The following is a 14,808-nucleotide window of genomic DNA, read 5'->3' as shown; positions in this document are numbered from 1 at the left end:
TCCTGATCCTCTCACGGAAGGGTTCAGTCGTCGCCGATGAGATGCTCGAACGCCGCCAGGTTCTGCAGCGACTCGCCGCGCGAGACCCGCCACTCCCACTCCTTCTGGATGGAGGTGCGAAAACCCAACTCCAGCAACGTGTTGAAGTCTGAGTCCACCGCCTCGAGCACCTGCCCCAGCACGCGGTCGATCTCGTCGGGGGTGACCGAGGCCAGGGCCATCCGGCCGACGAGGTAGATGTCGCCGACGTTGTCGAGGGTGTAGGCGACGCCGTAGAGCCTGCGGTTGCGTTTGAGCAGGAACCGGTAGACGCCCTCGTGGTTCTCGTCGGGCCTGCGGCACACGAACGCCTCGACGCGCACCGAGTGCTCGCCGACGGACAGCATGGTGTTGGTCTTGAGCTTGCGTTCCCCGGGCAGCGCGACCACCAGCCCGGGCAGCCCGCCGGCCGCCCCGTCGTGGTGGCTGTACTCGAGGTCGTGCTCCTTGAGCGTCCGCTCTATGAGGTCCCGGACGGCTGCTGTGCTGTCTGCTCTTCGCGCAAGCGGCTCATCGCCACTCATACCCGGACTCCTCTGCGTATCGAGAACCGCCGGCCACTGCGTGGGGACGACAGCTGGTGCTGGGCGCGGTAGTCGGCGATCGCGCGCCCGTAGCCGGTCAGCAGCGCGTCGACGGTGTGTGCCCAGGAGAACGTGGCGGCGTGGGCGACCGCGGCGCGGCTCATCGCCTCCGCGTCGGCGGCCAGCACCCGGGCCAGCGTCGACGCCCATGCCTGCGGGTCGTGCCCGTCGACCAGCGCGCCGGTGACGCCGTCGCGCACCGCGACCGGGAGTCCGCCGACGGCGGCCGCCACCACCGGCGTCCCGCACGCCTGGGCCTCGACGGCCACCAGGCCGAAGGACTCGGAGTAGCTGGGCACCGCGATCACGTCGGCGGCCCGGTAGACCCGGACCAGGTCGTCGCGCGCCTGCGGCGGCAGGAAGGTCACCCGGTCGGTGATACCCAGTTCCGCGGCCAGGTGCACGAGGTTGTCCGGGGTGGCCAGACCGGACCCGGACGGCCCGCCCGCGATGACGACCTGCACACCGGGCAGCAGGGCCGCCGCGCGCAGCAACACGTCGGGGGCCTTGAGCGGTTGGATCCGGCCGACGAACGCGACGATCTGCGCGTCGGCGTCCAGGCCGAGGGCCGCGCGGGCGGCCGCGCGGTCGCCTGGAGTGAAGGTCTTGAGATCGACGCCGGGGTGCACCACGTCGATCCGGTCCGGGTCCGCTCCGTGCAGCGAGACCAGTTGGCGGGCTTCGTGTTCGGTGTTGACGATCAACCGGTCGGCTTCGTCGACCACCTGCTGCTCGCCGATCGAGCGCATCGGCGGCTCCGGGGTGTCCCCGGCCGCCAGTGACGCGTTCTTGACCGCGGCCAGGGTGTGGGCGGTGTGCACCAGCGGCACCGCCCACCGGTCGGCGGCCAACCAGCCCACCTGGCCAGACAACCAGTAATGGGAGTGCACGACGTCGTAGTAGCCGGGTTCGTGGGTGGCCTCCGCGCGCAGCACCCCGGCGGTGAACGCGCACAGCTGGGTGGGCAGATCGTTCTTGTCCAGTCCCTCGAACGGGCCCGCCACCACGTTGCGCACCAGCACCCCTGGCGCCACCGGAACCACCGGCTGGTCGGCCGACGAGGTGGCCCTGGTGAAGATCTCCACGTCGACACCGCGGGCGGCCAGCTCCAGCGCGGTCTGCAGCACGTAGACGTTCATCCCGCCGGCATCACCGGTGCCCGGCTGGGCCAGCGGCGACGTGTGCACCGAGAGCACCGCCACCCGGCGCGGCTGGGGCAGTACGGAAGGCGAGCCAGCCGGCTCGGACGCTAGACGCACACCGTCATGTCTACACCGCGCCCTCGGCGACCTTTCTCAGGCACTGACTTCGGGCCTGCGCGACGCGAGCGCGCGCCGCATCGCGCCGATCGGATCGGCGTACAGCCCGCTCAGGGACACGATGCCCGCGCCGGCCTCCTGGATCCGGTTGCCGAACGCCGTCACCCGGATGTCGCGGGGCGGCAGCGCCGACCGGGCGGCGAACGCCGACTCGACGATCGACATGCCCTCCGGATACTCGGTGAATGCCTGCCCGCCGACCACGAGGTCGTCCGGGTTGAGCATGTCGCGCAACAGCGCCACGGCCTCGCCGAGCACCCGCGCGCGTTCGGCGACCAGCGCTGCGGCCTGCTCGTTGCCCTGCCGCGCCGCGCGCAGCACCGCGGTGACCGTCGATCCCGGGCCGTCGGCGGGCACGATGTGCGCCTTGCGCGCCGCGCTGAGCACCGCCTCGTCGCTCACCGTGGATTCCAATTTGCCTGTGCCACCGAGGAGTTCGGAGAACGCGGGCAGACCCGCGATGGTGCCGGGTCCACTGGCCGGGGAGTGCACCTGGCCGCCGATCGACAGCGCGTAGCCGACGGTTTCGCGGGCATACACATACAGGCTGGTGGCCGCCTTGGTGGCCGGCGGCGCACCCCGAGCAGCAGTTCTGCACCGGCCATCGCGTCCACATGCGAGGCCACCGACACCGGGAGCCCGAGGGCTTCGGCGAGCACCGGGCCGACCGGTGCGTCCGACCAGCCGAGCCGGGGATGGTCGAGATAGCCGGTGGCACTGTCGACGACGCCGCCGGTGGCCACCCCGACCCACAGCGGGCGGCGGCGGTGCCAGCGGCTCAGGTAGCGGCGCGCGCTGCCGGCGATCGCGGTCAGCGCGGCGGCCTGCGGGCCGTGCGGGGTGGGGGTCTCGACGACGTCGAGCGTGCGGCCGAACAGGTCGGCGGCGACGATGCTGGTGACCCGGGCACCGATGTGGATGCCCAGCGTCAGGAACGGTTCGTGGTTGATCTCGACCGGCACCCGGGGCCGGCCGATCGCCCCGGACACCGCCAGGTCGGCGCGTTCCCGCAGCAGTCCGGCGTCGAGCAGGGCGGTGACCTGGCGGTTCACCGTCGCGATGCTGAGGCCGGTGACCTGCGCGATGACGTCGCGGGCGATCGGCCCACGCTGGCGGGCGGCGGCGAACACCGACGCGGCGGCGGCCTCAGGCACGCGCAGCGACGGCGCGACGATGTGGTGCAGCAGTGCCTGCGGGTAGCGGCTGCCCGGGGTGGTGGTCGCGGGCTTGACGGCCGGCTTGACGCGCTTGGCCGAAGCGGTGCGGGGGCGCTGAGCGAGGGCGACGGTGGGAGTGCTCACGGAAGGGTCCTTTGGCGAGTCGGGTGGTGGGGTCGGGCCACACCTGGCGACTCAGCAGGACTAGATCAGAAGTCCGGGCGCAGTCAGGCGCGGCGATGTGCGCAACAACAACACGCACGCCGCGCGGCAGCGAGGACTGCCTGACTATTCCGGTACACGCGGTCAACTTAGCACGGCTTTGCGGGCGCGCGCGAAGGTCAATTCGGTGGGCCTAGGGTTGGACTCATGACGACACCAACAGATGCGCGCCGGGTCGCGGTGGTCACCGGAGCCAGTGCCGGGATCGGCGAAGCAACAGCGAGAACCCTTGCCGCACAAGGCTTTCACGTTATCTGCGTGGCCCGCCGAGAAGCCCCCATCCAGGCGCTGGCGGCTGAGTTGGACGGCACCGCGATTGTGGCGGATGTCACTGACCCGACGGCCGTGGCGGCCCTGGCCGGACGCCTGGACCGGGTCGACGTCCTGGTCAACAACGCCGGCGGCGCGCGCGGACTGGAGTCGGTCGCCGACGCCGACGTCGACCACTGGCGGTGGATGTGGGAGGCCAACGTGCTGGGCACCTTGCACGTGACCCGCGCGTTGCTGCCCAAGCTGATCGACTCCGGCGACGGTCTGATCGTCACGGTCACCTCGATCGCGGCCGTGGAGATCTACGACAACGGCGCCGGCTACACGAGTGCCAAGCACGCCCAGGGTGTGCTGCACCGGACCCTGCGCAGCGAGCTGCTCGGACAACCGGTGCGGCTGACCGAGGTCGCCCCCGGCATGGTCAAGACCGAATTCTCGCTGAACCGCTTCGAGGGGGACGCCGAGCGCGCCGACAAGGTGTACCAGGGCGTCACCCCGCTGGTCGCCGAGGACATCGCCGAGGTGATCGGGTTCGTCGCCAGCCGCCCGTCGCACGTCGACCTGGACCTGATCGTGGTCCGCCCGCGTGACCAGGTGTCCGGCGCCAGCGGCTCGCGCTTCCACCGGCAGAGCTGACCTAACCGCCGGGGCGGCCGTTGACCTGCTGCGGCGCGTCCGACGGCGTCGCGGGCGCGGTGCTGGGGATGCCGTCGGGGCTCGCCTCGGACGACAACGCCGACATCGCCGACCACTCGTCCCACGGCACGGTCCAGTCCCAGATGTCGCCGTCGGAGTAGGACAGCTGCAGGCGGGTGCCCGTCACCTCGACCGGATCGCCGTAGATCGCGGTGTTGAAGTACTGCTCGGCGTCGGCCGGGGACAGGTTGATGCACCCGTTGGTCACGTTGCTGTTGCCCTGGGCGCCCGCGCTGGCCGGGTTGGCGTGGATGAACTCGCCGTTGTTGGAGATCCGCACCGCGAACCGCTGATGGCTGTTGGCGTAGCCGGCCGCGGGGTTGGTCATGTAGAAGTCCTCGTACTTCTCGGTGACCACGTGGATCCCGCTGCGGGTGACATTGCGGTCCAGGTCGCCCTCGCCGTAGCTGCACGGGAAGTCCATGATCACGCCCGTGTCGTTGAGCACCTGGATGCGGTGGCTGGGGGCGTCGGCCTTGACCAGCTGATAGCGGCCCACCGTGAAGTCCAGCGTCGAGTCCGTGGCGCCGTAGGCGCCGTCGCCGAACGGCACGCCGTAGAGGTTCGCGTCCACGTGCACGGTGGTGCCGGCCGGGTAGTACTCCTTGGTCCGCCAGTGCGCGCGCGACCCGGCGGCCTCGTCGGGCAACCAGGCCCAGCTGCCCTCGACCTCGGGAGTGGTGGTGACCTTGACGGCCTTCTCCACCTCGGCGCGGGCCTCCTCGGGGATCGACGCGTCGAACTGCAGGATGATCGGTGCGGCCACCCCGACGGTCTGGCCGTCGGACAGCTGGAACCGGCCGCTGACCTGCACCGCCGGGTCGACGGTGGCGAAGGATGCCGCGACCGGCACGGACTTGCCGTCCTGGCCGACGGCCGTGCCCGCCCACGTGTACTCGGCGCCGTAGCCGAGGGGTTCGGTGACGGTGAACACGGTGCGGTCGCGGTTCAGCGCGCCGGCGACGACCTTGCCCGCGGCATTGGTGAGCGTGACCTTCTGGAACCAGCCGTCGGTGACCTCGACACTGACCGGGGTGTTGGGCTTGACGTCCTCGGCGGAGTTCGCGGGCTGGAACTTCAGTGTCGGCGCCTTCGGCGCGTCCTGCGCGGCGTCATCGGAGGAGCCGTCGCCGGTCGTCATGCAGGCGGCCAGGGTGCCGGGTGCGACGACGCCGACCGCGAGGGCGGCGAGGGCGCGCCGCCGCGTGATCGAGGACAGCGGATCGGCAGGGCTCACGTGGACCCAGCGTACCTAGACAGTGCAGCCGACCAGCACGGGTTCGGGTGTGAGGTCTATCCCGAATGCGGCGCGCACCCCGTCGCGCACCGCTCTGGCCAGGGCGATCACGTCGGCGCTGGAGGCTCCGCCGCGGTTGGTCAGCGCGAGCGCGTGCTTGGTGGACAGCCGCGCGGGCGCGTCGGCGCCGGGATAGCCCTTGCCGAAGCCGGCCCGTTCGACGAGCCAGCCGGCGGCCAGCTTCACCCCGTCCGGGGCGGGATAGTGGGGCACCGGTCCATCCATGGAGGCCGCGAACCGGTCGAAGTCGGCGCGGCTGAGCACAGGGTTGGTGAAGAACGAGCCCACGCTCCAGGTGTCGTGGTCGGCGTCGTCGAGCACCATGCCCTTGCGGGCGCGCAGGGCCAGCACCGCGGCGCGCACCTGCGCCGGGTCGGCGCGCTCCCCCGGCTCGGCGCCCAGCGCGGCGGCCAGTTCGCCGTAGCGCAGCGGCGCGCTGCGGCCCGCCGGGTCGAGCATGAACTCCACCTCCAGCACCACCCAGTCCGACGAGTGCTTGAGAATGCTTGTGCGGTAACCGAATCGGAGGAAGTCCGACGTGACCCAGCGGTCCTCGCCGGTGCGCCGGTCCAGCAGCCGGACCCGGTGGACGGTGTCGGCGACCTCGGCCCCGTAGGCGCCGACGTTCTGCACCGGCGTCGCACCGGCCGACCCCGGGATGCCGGACAGGCATTCCAGCCCGCCCAGCCCGTGGCCCAGCGACGTCGCGACGACGTCGTCCCACACCGCGCCGGCCTCGGCCCGCACCACGGCGCCGTCGACCGCGATCCCGGTGTTCGCCAGCCGCACGACGGTCAGCTCGGTCAGGTCGTCGGCGATCACCAGGTTGGACCCGCCGGCCAGGATCAGCGCGTCCGGTCCTGCCGCCTGCACCACAGGCGCGATCTGGCCGGTGGCCGTGCAGGTGATCAGGCGGCGCGCCGACGGACCGACACGCAGGGTGGTCAGCGGCGCGAGCGGGACGTGCTCGGCAACCCGCACGTCGCCCGGAAACGAAGTGACCACGGCGGCTAACGGTAGCGTGGCCGGCTATGCCGCGTTCATTCGACATCGCCGCCGAGTACAAGGCCACGGTCGAAGAGGTGCACCGCGCGTTCAGCGACGAACACTACTGGCGGGTCCGGCTCGACGATTCCGGCGCCGACCACGCCACTCTCGACGAGCTGACCGTCGACGACCAGGGCAATGTGCAGGTCAAGACCACGCAGACGCTGCGCGCCGACCGGCTGCCCGCGCTGGTCACCCAGTTTCACCGAGGCGACCTGAATTTTGTGCGCGAGGAGATCTGGACGCCGGTCTCCGACGGGCGCGCGTCGGCGGTGGTGCGCGCGACGATCCCGGGCGCCCCGGCCGGACTGACCGGGCAGGCCCAGCTGGCGCCCACCGACGCCGGCTCGCGGATGACGCTCACCGCCACCGTCGAGGTGCGGGTCCCGCTCGTCGGCGGCAAGATCGAGAACTTCATCGGCAGCCAGCTGACCGACCTGGTGGTCGCCGAGCAGCGGTTCACCTCGGTGTGGATCGCCGAGAACGCCTGACCCGGTCTCTACCATCGACCCATGGCGCAGGGCACCCCGAGTGCGCAGCCGATCGGCCAGGTGACGCGGGGCACCACAGGCCACAACCGCCTGCGCCGCAGCGATCGCTGGCTGGTGCACTCGTCGCGGGTGCGCACCGCACTGCAGACCGCCGCCGATCCGCTGGTCGTCGATCTCGGCTACGGCGCCAAACCGGTGACGACGTTGGAGCTCGCGATCCGGTTGCGGGACGTCCGGCGCGACGTGCGCGTGGTCGGGCTGGAAATCGAACCCGAACGGGTGCGCGCCGGGCAGGCCGCTGCGCAGCCCGGCGTCGAATTCGCGCTCGGCGGCTTCGAATTGGCGGGCCACCGACCGATTCTGGTGCGCGCCTTCAACGTGCTGCGCCAGTACCCCGTCGAGGAGGTCGCCGACGCGTGGGCGGCGATGCGCCGGGGCGTCGCCCCGGGCGGCTTGATCGTCGACGGCACCTGCGACGAGCTGGGCCGGCTGTGCTGCTGGGTGCTGCTGGACGCCTCCTCGGCGGTGAGCCTGACCCTGGCGTGCGACCCGTTCGCGATCGAACGGCCCTCGGATCTCGCCGAGCGGCTGCCGAAAGTGCTGATCCACCACAATGTTCCGGGGCAACCCGTACACGCCCTGCTCCGCGCGGCCGACCGGGCATGGGCCAGCGCGGCGGGCCACGGCGTGTTCGGCCCCCGGGTCCGCTGGCGGGCGATGCTGGAACTGCTTGTCGACCAAGGGTTTCCGGTGTCGGTACCGCGGCGCAATCTGCGGGACGGGATCCTCACCGTGCCGTGGGAGTCCGTCGCGCCGGTCAGCTGATTGCGGCTGCCGACGGATGTCGCTGTGGGCCCCGCTGAACGTCGACTCCGCTGCCTTGATCACCGCGTTGGCGTCCAGCGCGTAGAACGCTGCCCGCCCGAACGCGTACGGGGTGCCCGCCCCGGGCTAGCCAGCTCGCCGTCGTGCCACCGCTCCGCGATGGGCCGGCCGAAGCATGCCTACATCACTACTCTTCCCGACCTCATTAGGCTGGGGTCCATGCGTATCGCGCTGGCCCAGATCCGCAGCGGCACCGACCCTGCGGACAACCTCACCCTGGTCGAGGACCACACCCGGCGGGCCGCCGACGCCGGCGCGTCGCTCGTGCTGTTCCCGGAGGCGACGATGTGCCGCTTCGGGGTGCCGCTGGGCGGGGTCGCCGAACCGTTCGACGGACCGTGGGCCACAGCCGTGCGCGACATCGCCGCGCGAGCGGGCATCGTCGTCGTCGCAGGCATGTTCGTCCCGGCCGAGGACGGTGAGCGCGTCACCAACACCCTGCTGGCCACCGGGCCCGGGGTGGAGGCGCGCTACGACAAGATCCATCTGTACGACGCGTTCGGTTTCACCGAGTCCAAGACCGTCGCCCCCGGCCGCGAGCCGGCCCTGATCACCGTCGACGGCGTGAACGTCGGACTGACGCTGTGTTACGACATCCGCTTCCCCGAGCTCTACGTCGAGCTGGCCGAACGCGGCGCGGAGGTCATCACCGCGCACGCGTCCTGGGGTACCGGGCCCGGCAAGCTCGACCAGTGGACACTGCTGGCCCGGGCCCGCGCCATCGACACCAGCACCGTGGTCGCGGCGGTGGGCCAGGCCTATCCCGGCGACGAGATCGCCAAGCTCGGCCCCACCGGCGTGGGCGGCAGCGTGGTGGCCTCGGCGCTCGGCGAGGTGCTCGCGTCGGCAGGCGCCGACCCCGAGCTGGTGGTGTGTGACCTCGACCTGGACGCCGCCCGCAAAGCCCGCGAGACGGTCGCGGTGATGCACAACCGCTCCGCGCCAGTCTGCTCTTCGCGCGAGCGCTCATCGCCGGCCGTCTAGTCTTCGGGCGAGCGCTCATCGCGATTCCCTCAGGGCAGTAGGGCACAATCGCTGGCGTGACTGATCCCTGGGCCCGTCCGCCGCAACAGCCCGGCCCGCCGCCGGCACCGTTTCCGCAGGACCAGTACCCCGGTCAGGTACCAGGGCCGACTCCTCCCCCCGCCCAGGAAGGTTCCTCGTTGCCGGCGAAACTGAAGAACCTCTTCAGCGACCCACTCTCGATCGTGCTGGTCGTGGTCATCGTGATGGCGCTGGTGTTCGCCGGCCTGCTCGGCGCCGAACTGTATGCCCGCAAGCGCGCCGACACCGTCGTCGCCGGCACCGTCGAGTGTGTCGTGCAGGACGACGCCAGCGCGTCGTTCGGCGTGCTGCCCCCGTTCCTGCTGCAGCACGTGTCGGGGCACTACACCAACATCCGCATCGAGACCGCGGGCAACAAGATCCGTGACGCCAGGGGCATGAAGCTCAACCTCGACATCAACGACGTCCGGTTGGAGAACACCGCGGACTCCGCGGGCACGATCGGCTCGATGGTGGCGCGCATCAACTGGAGCACCGAGGGCATCAGGCAGACGATCCAGGGCGCCATCCCGCTGGTCGGCAGCTTCGTGACCGGGGTGACCACCAACCCGACCGACGGCACCATCGAGCTCGAGGGAGCACTCGGCAGCATCACCGCACGGCCCGAGGTCGCCGACGGCGGCATCGTGCTGCGGGTGCAGCGGGTCACCGGGCTGGGCTTCACCCTGCCTCGTGAGGCGGTACAGCCTGCACTGGACGCGTTCACCGACTCGCTGATCCAGGACTTCCCGATGGACATCCGCGCCGATTCCATCGAGGTCACCGACACCGGGGTGAATGCCCAGCTGTCGACCAGCAACGCCTCGATCCCGAAGCAGACCGAGGATCCCTGCTTCGCAGGGCTGTAGCGGTCCGGGTCAGTCGTCGAAGCCTGCGAGCACCGCGCGGGTGCCGGACAGCCCGAGCCGGGTGGCCCCGGCGTCGAGCATTGCGGCGGCGTCGGCGGCCGACCGGATCCCGCCGCTGGCCTTGACGCCGAGCCGGCCGTCCACGGTCGCGGCCATCAGCTCGACGGCGCGCACCGAGGCGCCGCCGCTGGGGTGGAACCCTGTGGAGGTCTTGACGAAATCGGCGCCGGCCTCCTCGGCGATCCGGCACACGTCGACCAGCAGCGGCTCGCCGCTGAGTTCGAGGATCGCGGCCGACTCGACGATGACCTTGAGCACCGCCCCCGGGGCGGCCTCGCGCACCGCGGCGATCTCCGCGCAGACGGCGGCGAGTTCTCCGGCCAGCGCGGACCCGACGTCGATGACCATGTCGATCTCGCGGGCGCCGGCCTCGACGGCCAGCCGGGCCTCCTGGGCCTTGATCACCGCAGCGTGCTTGCCGGACGGGAACCCGACCACCGACGCGATGGTCGCGCCCGGCGCGCGCATCGCCGTGGACGCGACGAAGGTCGGTGACACGCAGATCGCGTACACGCCGAGTTCGGTGGCCTCGGTGACCAGCGACGCGATGTCGGCTTCGGTGGCTTCGGGTTTGAGCAGCGTGTGGTCGACGCGCGCGGCGACCTCGGCGCGGGTGTAGGAGCCCATCAGAAGGGCTCTTCGGTGCCGCCCGGATTGCATCGGGTGGCCATCATCTCGTCGGCGCTCACCTCGGGGCGCCACGGCTCCAGATTCCAGCTGGTCTTGCCGGGCTGGACGAACTCGGCGAAGTTCCAGTGGCACAGGAACTGTTCCCGCATCCCGGGGATCGCGGCATCCGGGGACAGCGCGAGCACCTCGGCCCACGCGGAGTCGGCGAGAGCCTGGGTGCCGGAGTGCCCGGAGATGCGCCGCGCCGACGGGGTCGGGTAGACGCGCAGGCTGGACAGGTCTCCCCATTTCGCCCACTCGACGTGGTCGACGTACGGGGGCGGAGCCGGGGCGGGGGTGGCGGTGGCAGCCGGGGCGAGCGCGACCGCACCCGCTGCCGCACCCGCCGCCGCGAGGACGGCGAGCCTGAGTGCGCGCACTAGCGGGACTTCCCCTGGATCTCCAGGATCCGGGGCCGCACGTCGACGAGATAGACACCCGCCGCGACGGCGGCGATGGCGACACCGGTGATGCCCAACACCAGCGCGAGCAGGGTGCCCACGCCGAGGATCACCAGCCACACGGGCTTGGTCAGCTTGTCGGCCGCGGTGTAGGCGTCGGGGCGTTGCATCGCGGCGTGCACGAATGCGTAGACCGACGTCACAAGCACAGCTACCTGCAACGCGAAGAGGACGTAACCCACCAGGCCTTGGAGCTCCACGCTCGACAGCCTATGCGGGTTACGTCCCCTTGACGAACCACACCGCCCCGGTGGGGCCGGTGCCTACTTCTGGGTGACCTTCTTGGCCGGCGCCTTCTTGGCCGGAGCCTTCTTGGCGGGGGCCTTCTTCGCCGCGGTGGCCGGGGTGGCGGCGGTGGCCGGGGTCGCCTTGGCGGGGGCCGGGGTCGCCTTGGCGGGGGCCTTCTTGGCCGGAGCCTTCTCGGCGGCCTTCTTCACCGGCTCGGCGGCCGACTCGGCCTTCTTCGGCAGCTCGACACCGACCAGCTTGGCGGCCCGCTCACCGACGGCGCGGGTCTGCGACGCCACGTTGCCCAGCGCCTCCTGGGTCAGCTCGACGGCCTGGTCGGTGTACTCCTCGACCCGGCTGGCAGCCTCCTCCAGGGCCGGTTGGCTGCGCAGACGCTCCAGGGCGGCCTCGCCACGCTCGATGAGCTTGGTGTAGGTCGTCTGGGCGGCCTCGGCGTAGCCCTCGGCGAACTTGCGCAGCTCCTCGGAGGTCAGCCGGTCGCGGATGTCGCCGAACTGCGAGGGCAGTTCCTCCTGCAGCCCCTTGATCCGGGCGCGGCTCTCCTCGACGCGGGTCTCGGCGTCCGAGCGGGCCTCGCCGGCGCGGTCGCGCAGGGTGGCCACGATCTCGTTGACGCGTTCCAGCGCCAGGTCGGCGGCACCGACCGCGGCCAGCAGCGGGGCCTTGAGATCGTCGACGTCGAGTTGGTTCTTGGCCTCAGCCATGGTTGTGTCCTTCCGTTTCAAGATTCAGTTCAGTGATTGATTGCGGAGTTTCGGGGAGTTCCGGAGGGCGCTTGTCTTGTTCAGTGGTGGGCTCCTCGTCTGCGTCGCTGACACTGTCCCCTCGCGCTTCCGCTGCGAGCGCTTCGGCGAGGGTCGCCTCGTTCTGCTGACAGAACGAGGTGTAGATGTCGAGCAGCACCTGCTTCTGCCGCTCGTTGATCGCCGTGTCGGTGACGATGGCGTCGCGCACCTCGTTCGTGTCGCTCGGCTCGAGAATTCCGGCTCTGATGTAGAGCACCTCGGCCGACACCCGCAGCGCTTTGGCGATCTGGTTCAGCACGTCTGCGGACGGTTTTCGCAGGCCCCGTTCGATCTGGCTGAGATACGGGTTCGAGACACCCGCCTTCTCGGCCAGCTGCCGCACCGACACCTGCGCGGCTTCGCGCTGCGCCCGGATGAACGACCCGATGTCCTGCGCGGCGTTGGACACGACAGCGGCGAGATTCTCGTCTTCCGCCATGACGGGCCCCCTCGTGCGATGGGTTCCTGCTACCGACATTCTCCACGGTACGACGGAGTGCTAACTTTTGCAAGCACTAGCTAGCGCAGGTCAGAAGAGTAGCTGAGCTATCGAGTAGATGACCAGGCCGGCCAGCGCCCCCACCACGGTGCCGTTGATCCGGATGAATTGCAGGTCCCGGCCCACGTGCAGTTCGATGCGCCGGCTCGCCTCGTCGGCGTCCCAGCGCTCGATGGTGTCGGTGATGATCGTGGTGATCTCCACCCCGTACTCGCCGACCAGGTGCTGGGCCCCGCGCACGATCCAGTTGTCGACCTTCTCCCGCAGTTCGGGGTCGTCGCGCAGCGATTCCCCGAGGCGCATCACCGTCTCGGCGATGCGGGTGCGCAGCGACGACGACGGGTCGTCCACCGATTCGAGGATGATCCGCTTGGCGGCGTTCCACGCGGTCTCGGCGGCTCTGGTGACCTCGTCGCGAGCCATGATCTGCTCTTTGACGTTCTCGGCCTTCTGGATCGTCGACGCGTCGTTCTGCAGGTCGTCGGCGAACTCGAACAGGAACCGGGTCGCCGACCGGCGCAGCTCGTGGTCGGGATCGCGGCGCACCTTGTCGGTGAAATCCATCAGCTCGCGATGGATGCGCTCGCCGACGAGGTGGTCCACCCAGCGCGGCGACCACGTCGGCGAATCACGTTCCACGACACGTTCGATCACTTCGTCGGCGTTCAGCGTCCACTGGAACGCGCGGTCGGCCAGCAGCTGCAGCAGCGCCTCCTGCCGGCCTTCGGCCAGCAGGGTCGAGAGCACCCGGCCGATCGGCGGCCCCCACTGCGGTTCGGCGATGCGCTTGACGATCATCCGGTCCAGCACCTGCTGGACATCCTCGTCGCGCAGCATCTCGACGAGCACCCGCGCCACCGTCGCCGTCTCGGCGGCCACCCGCTCGGCGTGGTCGCGCTCGCACAGCCACTTGCCGACCCGACCCGCGACGTCGGCGTCGCGCAGCTTGGTCTCGACGTTGGCCGCGGACAGGAAGTTCTCCCGCACGAAGGCGCTCAGCCCCTCACCGAGCTGGTCCTTCTTGCGCTTGATGATCGCGGTGTGCGGGATCGGGATGCCCAGCGGATGCTTGAACAGCGCGGTCACCGCGAACCAGTCGGCGAGCGCGCCGACCATGCCGGCCTCGGCCGCCGCCCGCACGTAGCCGATCCACGGGGCCGCGCCCCCGGATTCGGCGCCGCGCGACTGCGCCCAGGTGCACAGCAGGAACACCACGCTGGCGCCGAGCAGGAAGCTCAGCGCCACCAGCTTCATGCGGCGCAGCGAGCGCCTGCGCTCGACGTCAGCGGCCGATTCGGCGCCGGCGAGCGCCTCGGCAAAGCCCGGGCGCGGGCCGGTGTGCCGGGTGTCGGGGACGTCTACGCGGTGAGCCACTCCACCATCATCCCTGCGCGGGCAACCGGCGCCGCCCGGCCGCCGTATCATCGATTCGGACTTGAGGAACGGATCACCGCGAACGTGGCACAACACTCCCCGCCGGTGGCGGTCAAAACCGACGGACGAAAACGACGCTGGCACCAACACAAGGTGGAGCGCCGGAACGAGCTTGTCGACGGCACGCTGGAGGCCATCCGCCGACTCGGCAGCAATGTCAGCATGGACGAGATCGCCGCCGAGATCGGCGTCTCCAAGACCGTGCTCTACCGCTACTTCGTGGACAAGAACGATCTCACCACCGCGGTGATGATGCGCTTCGCGCAGACCACGCTCATCCCCAACATGGCCGCCGCGCTGTCGTCGAACCTCGACGGCTACGACCTGACCCGCGAGATCATCAAGGTCTACGTCGAGACCGTCGCCAACGAGCCCGAGCCCTACCGGTTCGTGATGGCCAACAACTCGGCCAGCAAGAGCAAGGCCGTCGCCGACTCCGAGGCGATCATCGCGCGGATGCTCGCGGTGATGCTGCGCAGGCGGATGGCGACCGAGGGCATGGACACCGGCGGCGCCGAGCCCTGGGCCTATCACATCGTCGGCGGGGTCCAGCTGGCCACGCACTCGTGGATGTCGCACCCGCGGATGACCGCCGAGGAGCTCATCGACTACCTGACCATGCTGTCGTGGAGCGCGCTGCGCGGCATCGTCGAGGTGAACGGATCACTGGAGAGGTTCCGGCAGAGTCCGCATCCGTCGCCGGAACTGCCGTCCCAGCTGCTTGACTAGAG

General features: G+C 70.6%; 15 protein-coding genes and 2 pseudogenes. 6 read left to right on the top strand and 11 right to left on the bottom strand.

Annotated elements, in window-relative coordinates:
* Positions 1-23: 23 nt before the first annotated feature.
* The 3 genes and pseudogenes from C6A87_RS03590 to C6A87_RS03580 form a co-directional block, all read right to left on the bottom strand.
* Positions 24-563, bottom strand: coding sequence for a YbjN domain-containing protein (locus C6A87_RS03590; protein WP_311116012.1), 540 nt, complete (start codon positions 561-563; stop codon positions 24-26).
* Positions 560-1,882 carry a D-inositol-3-phosphate glycosyltransferase gene (gene mshA, locus C6A87_RS03585; RefSeq protein WP_311116011.1) on the bottom strand — a complete coding sequence of 441 codons (1,323 nt, stop codon included), beginning with the start codon at positions 1,880-1,882 and terminating at the stop codon, positions 560-562. The genes C6A87_RS03590 and mshA overlap by 4 nt, the downstream gene beginning before the upstream one ends.
* Positions 1,883-1,918: 36 nt before the next feature.
* Positions 1,919-3,243 (bottom strand): annotated as a pseudogene (locus tag C6A87_RS03580) (ROK family protein).
* Between the two features lie 225 nt (positions 3,244-3,468).
* Here C6A87_RS03580 and C6A87_RS03575 point away from each other — a divergent pair.
* Positions 3,469-4,227 (top strand): SDR family oxidoreductase, encoded by a 759-nt coding sequence (locus tag C6A87_RS03575; RefSeq protein WP_311116010.1) that lies wholly within the window; start codon positions 3,469-3,471, stop codon positions 4,225-4,227.
* Position 4,228: 1 nt separating this feature from the next.
* Here the strand turns inward: C6A87_RS03575 and C6A87_RS03570 are convergent, their stop codons facing one another.
* Together C6A87_RS03570 and C6A87_RS03565 are read right to left on the bottom strand one after the other, a co-directional pair.
* Positions 4,229-5,524, bottom strand: a complete 1,296-nt coding sequence (locus C6A87_RS03570; RefSeq protein ID WP_311116009.1) for an Ig-like domain-containing protein — start codon at positions 5,522-5,524, stop codon at positions 4,229-4,231.
* Between the two features lie 15 nt (positions 5,525-5,539).
* The gene (locus C6A87_RS03565) at positions 5,540-6,589 is read right to left on the bottom strand and encodes a UDP-N-acetylmuramate dehydrogenase (protein ID WP_311116008.1); all 1,050 of its coding nucleotides are present in this window, start codon (positions 6,587-6,589) and stop codon (positions 5,540-5,542) included.
* A gap of 26 nt (positions 6,590-6,615) precedes the next feature.
* On the opposite strand from C6A87_RS03565, the gene C6A87_RS03560 reads away from it, so the two are divergent.
* The 4 genes from C6A87_RS03560 to C6A87_RS03545 all read left to right on the top strand — a co-directional run bounded on the left by C6A87_RS03560 (position 6,616) and on the right by C6A87_RS03545 (position 9,920).
* Positions 6,616-7,122 carry a DUF2505 domain-containing protein gene (locus tag C6A87_RS03560; protein ID WP_311116007.1) on the top strand — a complete coding sequence of 169 codons (507 nt, stop codon included), beginning with the start codon at positions 6,616-6,618 and terminating at the stop codon, positions 7,120-7,122.
* 21 nt (positions 7,123-7,143) lie between these two features.
* Positions 7,144-7,947, top strand: coding sequence for a class I SAM-dependent methyltransferase (locus tag C6A87_RS03555; protein WP_311116006.1), 804 nt, complete (start codon positions 7,144-7,146; stop codon positions 7,945-7,947).
* A 219-nt stretch (positions 7,948-8,166) separates the two neighbouring features.
* Entirely contained in the window at positions 8,167-8,991 is an 825-nt protein-coding gene (locus tag C6A87_RS03550) for a carbon-nitrogen hydrolase family protein (protein ID WP_311116005.1), read from the top strand.
* A gap of 56 nt (positions 8,992-9,047) precedes the next feature.
* A complete protein-coding gene (locus C6A87_RS03545) occupies positions 9,048-9,920 on the top strand; it encodes a DUF2993 domain-containing protein (protein WP_311116004.1) in 873 nt (290 codons plus the stop codon).
* Between the two features lie 9 nt (positions 9,921-9,929).
* Here C6A87_RS03545 and deoC read toward each other — a convergent pair whose 3' ends face one another.
* The 6 genes and pseudogenes from deoC to C6A87_RS03515 all read right to left on the bottom strand — a co-directional run bounded on the left by deoC (position 9,930) and on the right by C6A87_RS03515 (position 14,017).
* The gene (deoC, locus tag C6A87_RS03540) at positions 9,930-10,607 is read right to left on the bottom strand and encodes a deoxyribose-phosphate aldolase (RefSeq protein ID WP_311116003.1); all 678 of its coding nucleotides are present in this window, start codon (positions 10,605-10,607) and stop codon (positions 9,930-9,932) included.
* On the bottom strand, positions 10,607-11,029 hold the full coding sequence (locus C6A87_RS03535) for a DUF2599 domain-containing protein (RefSeq protein ID WP_311116002.1): 423 nt from the start codon (positions 11,027-11,029) through the stop codon (positions 10,607-10,609). Before C6A87_RS03535 ends, deoC begins: the two co-directional genes overlap by 1 nt.
* The gene (locus C6A87_RS03530) at positions 11,029-11,310 is read right to left on the bottom strand and encodes a DUF2516 family protein (RefSeq protein WP_003932769.1); all 282 of its coding nucleotides are present in this window, start codon (positions 11,308-11,310) and stop codon (positions 11,029-11,031) included. The genes C6A87_RS03535 and C6A87_RS03530 overlap by 1 nt, the downstream gene beginning before the upstream one ends.
* Before the next feature lie 63 nt (positions 11,311-11,373).
* A complete protein-coding gene (locus C6A87_RS03525; protein WP_311116001.1) occupies positions 11,374-12,063 on the bottom strand; it encodes a heparin-binding hemagglutinin in 690 nt (229 codons plus the stop codon).
* 142 nt (positions 12,064-12,205) lie between these two features.
* A pseudogene (locus tag C6A87_RS03520) lies at positions 12,206-12,583 on the bottom strand (helix-turn-helix domain-containing protein); the annotation flags it as partial.
* A 90-nt stretch (positions 12,584-12,673) separates the two neighbouring features.
* Positions 12,674-14,017 carry a DUF445 domain-containing protein gene (locus C6A87_RS03515; RefSeq protein WP_311115999.1) on the bottom strand — a complete coding sequence of 448 codons (1,344 nt, stop codon included), beginning with the start codon at positions 14,015-14,017 and terminating at the stop codon, positions 12,674-12,676.
* 84 nt (positions 14,018-14,101) lie between these two features.
* Here C6A87_RS03515 and C6A87_RS03510 point away from each other — a divergent pair, with 84 nt between their 5' ends.
* Positions 14,102-14,806 (top strand): TetR/AcrR family transcriptional regulator, encoded by a 705-nt coding sequence (locus C6A87_RS03510; protein WP_311115998.1) that lies wholly within the window; start codon positions 14,102-14,104, stop codon positions 14,804-14,806.
* Positions 14,807-14,808 lie beyond the last annotated feature (2 nt).

Source organism: Mycobacterium sp. ITM-2016-00317 (genome assembly GCF_002968295.1).
Lineage (GTDB): Bacteria > Actinomycetota > Actinomycetes > Mycobacteriales > Mycobacteriaceae > Mycobacterium.
This window is presented reverse-complemented; position numbering and strand designations above follow the sequence as displayed.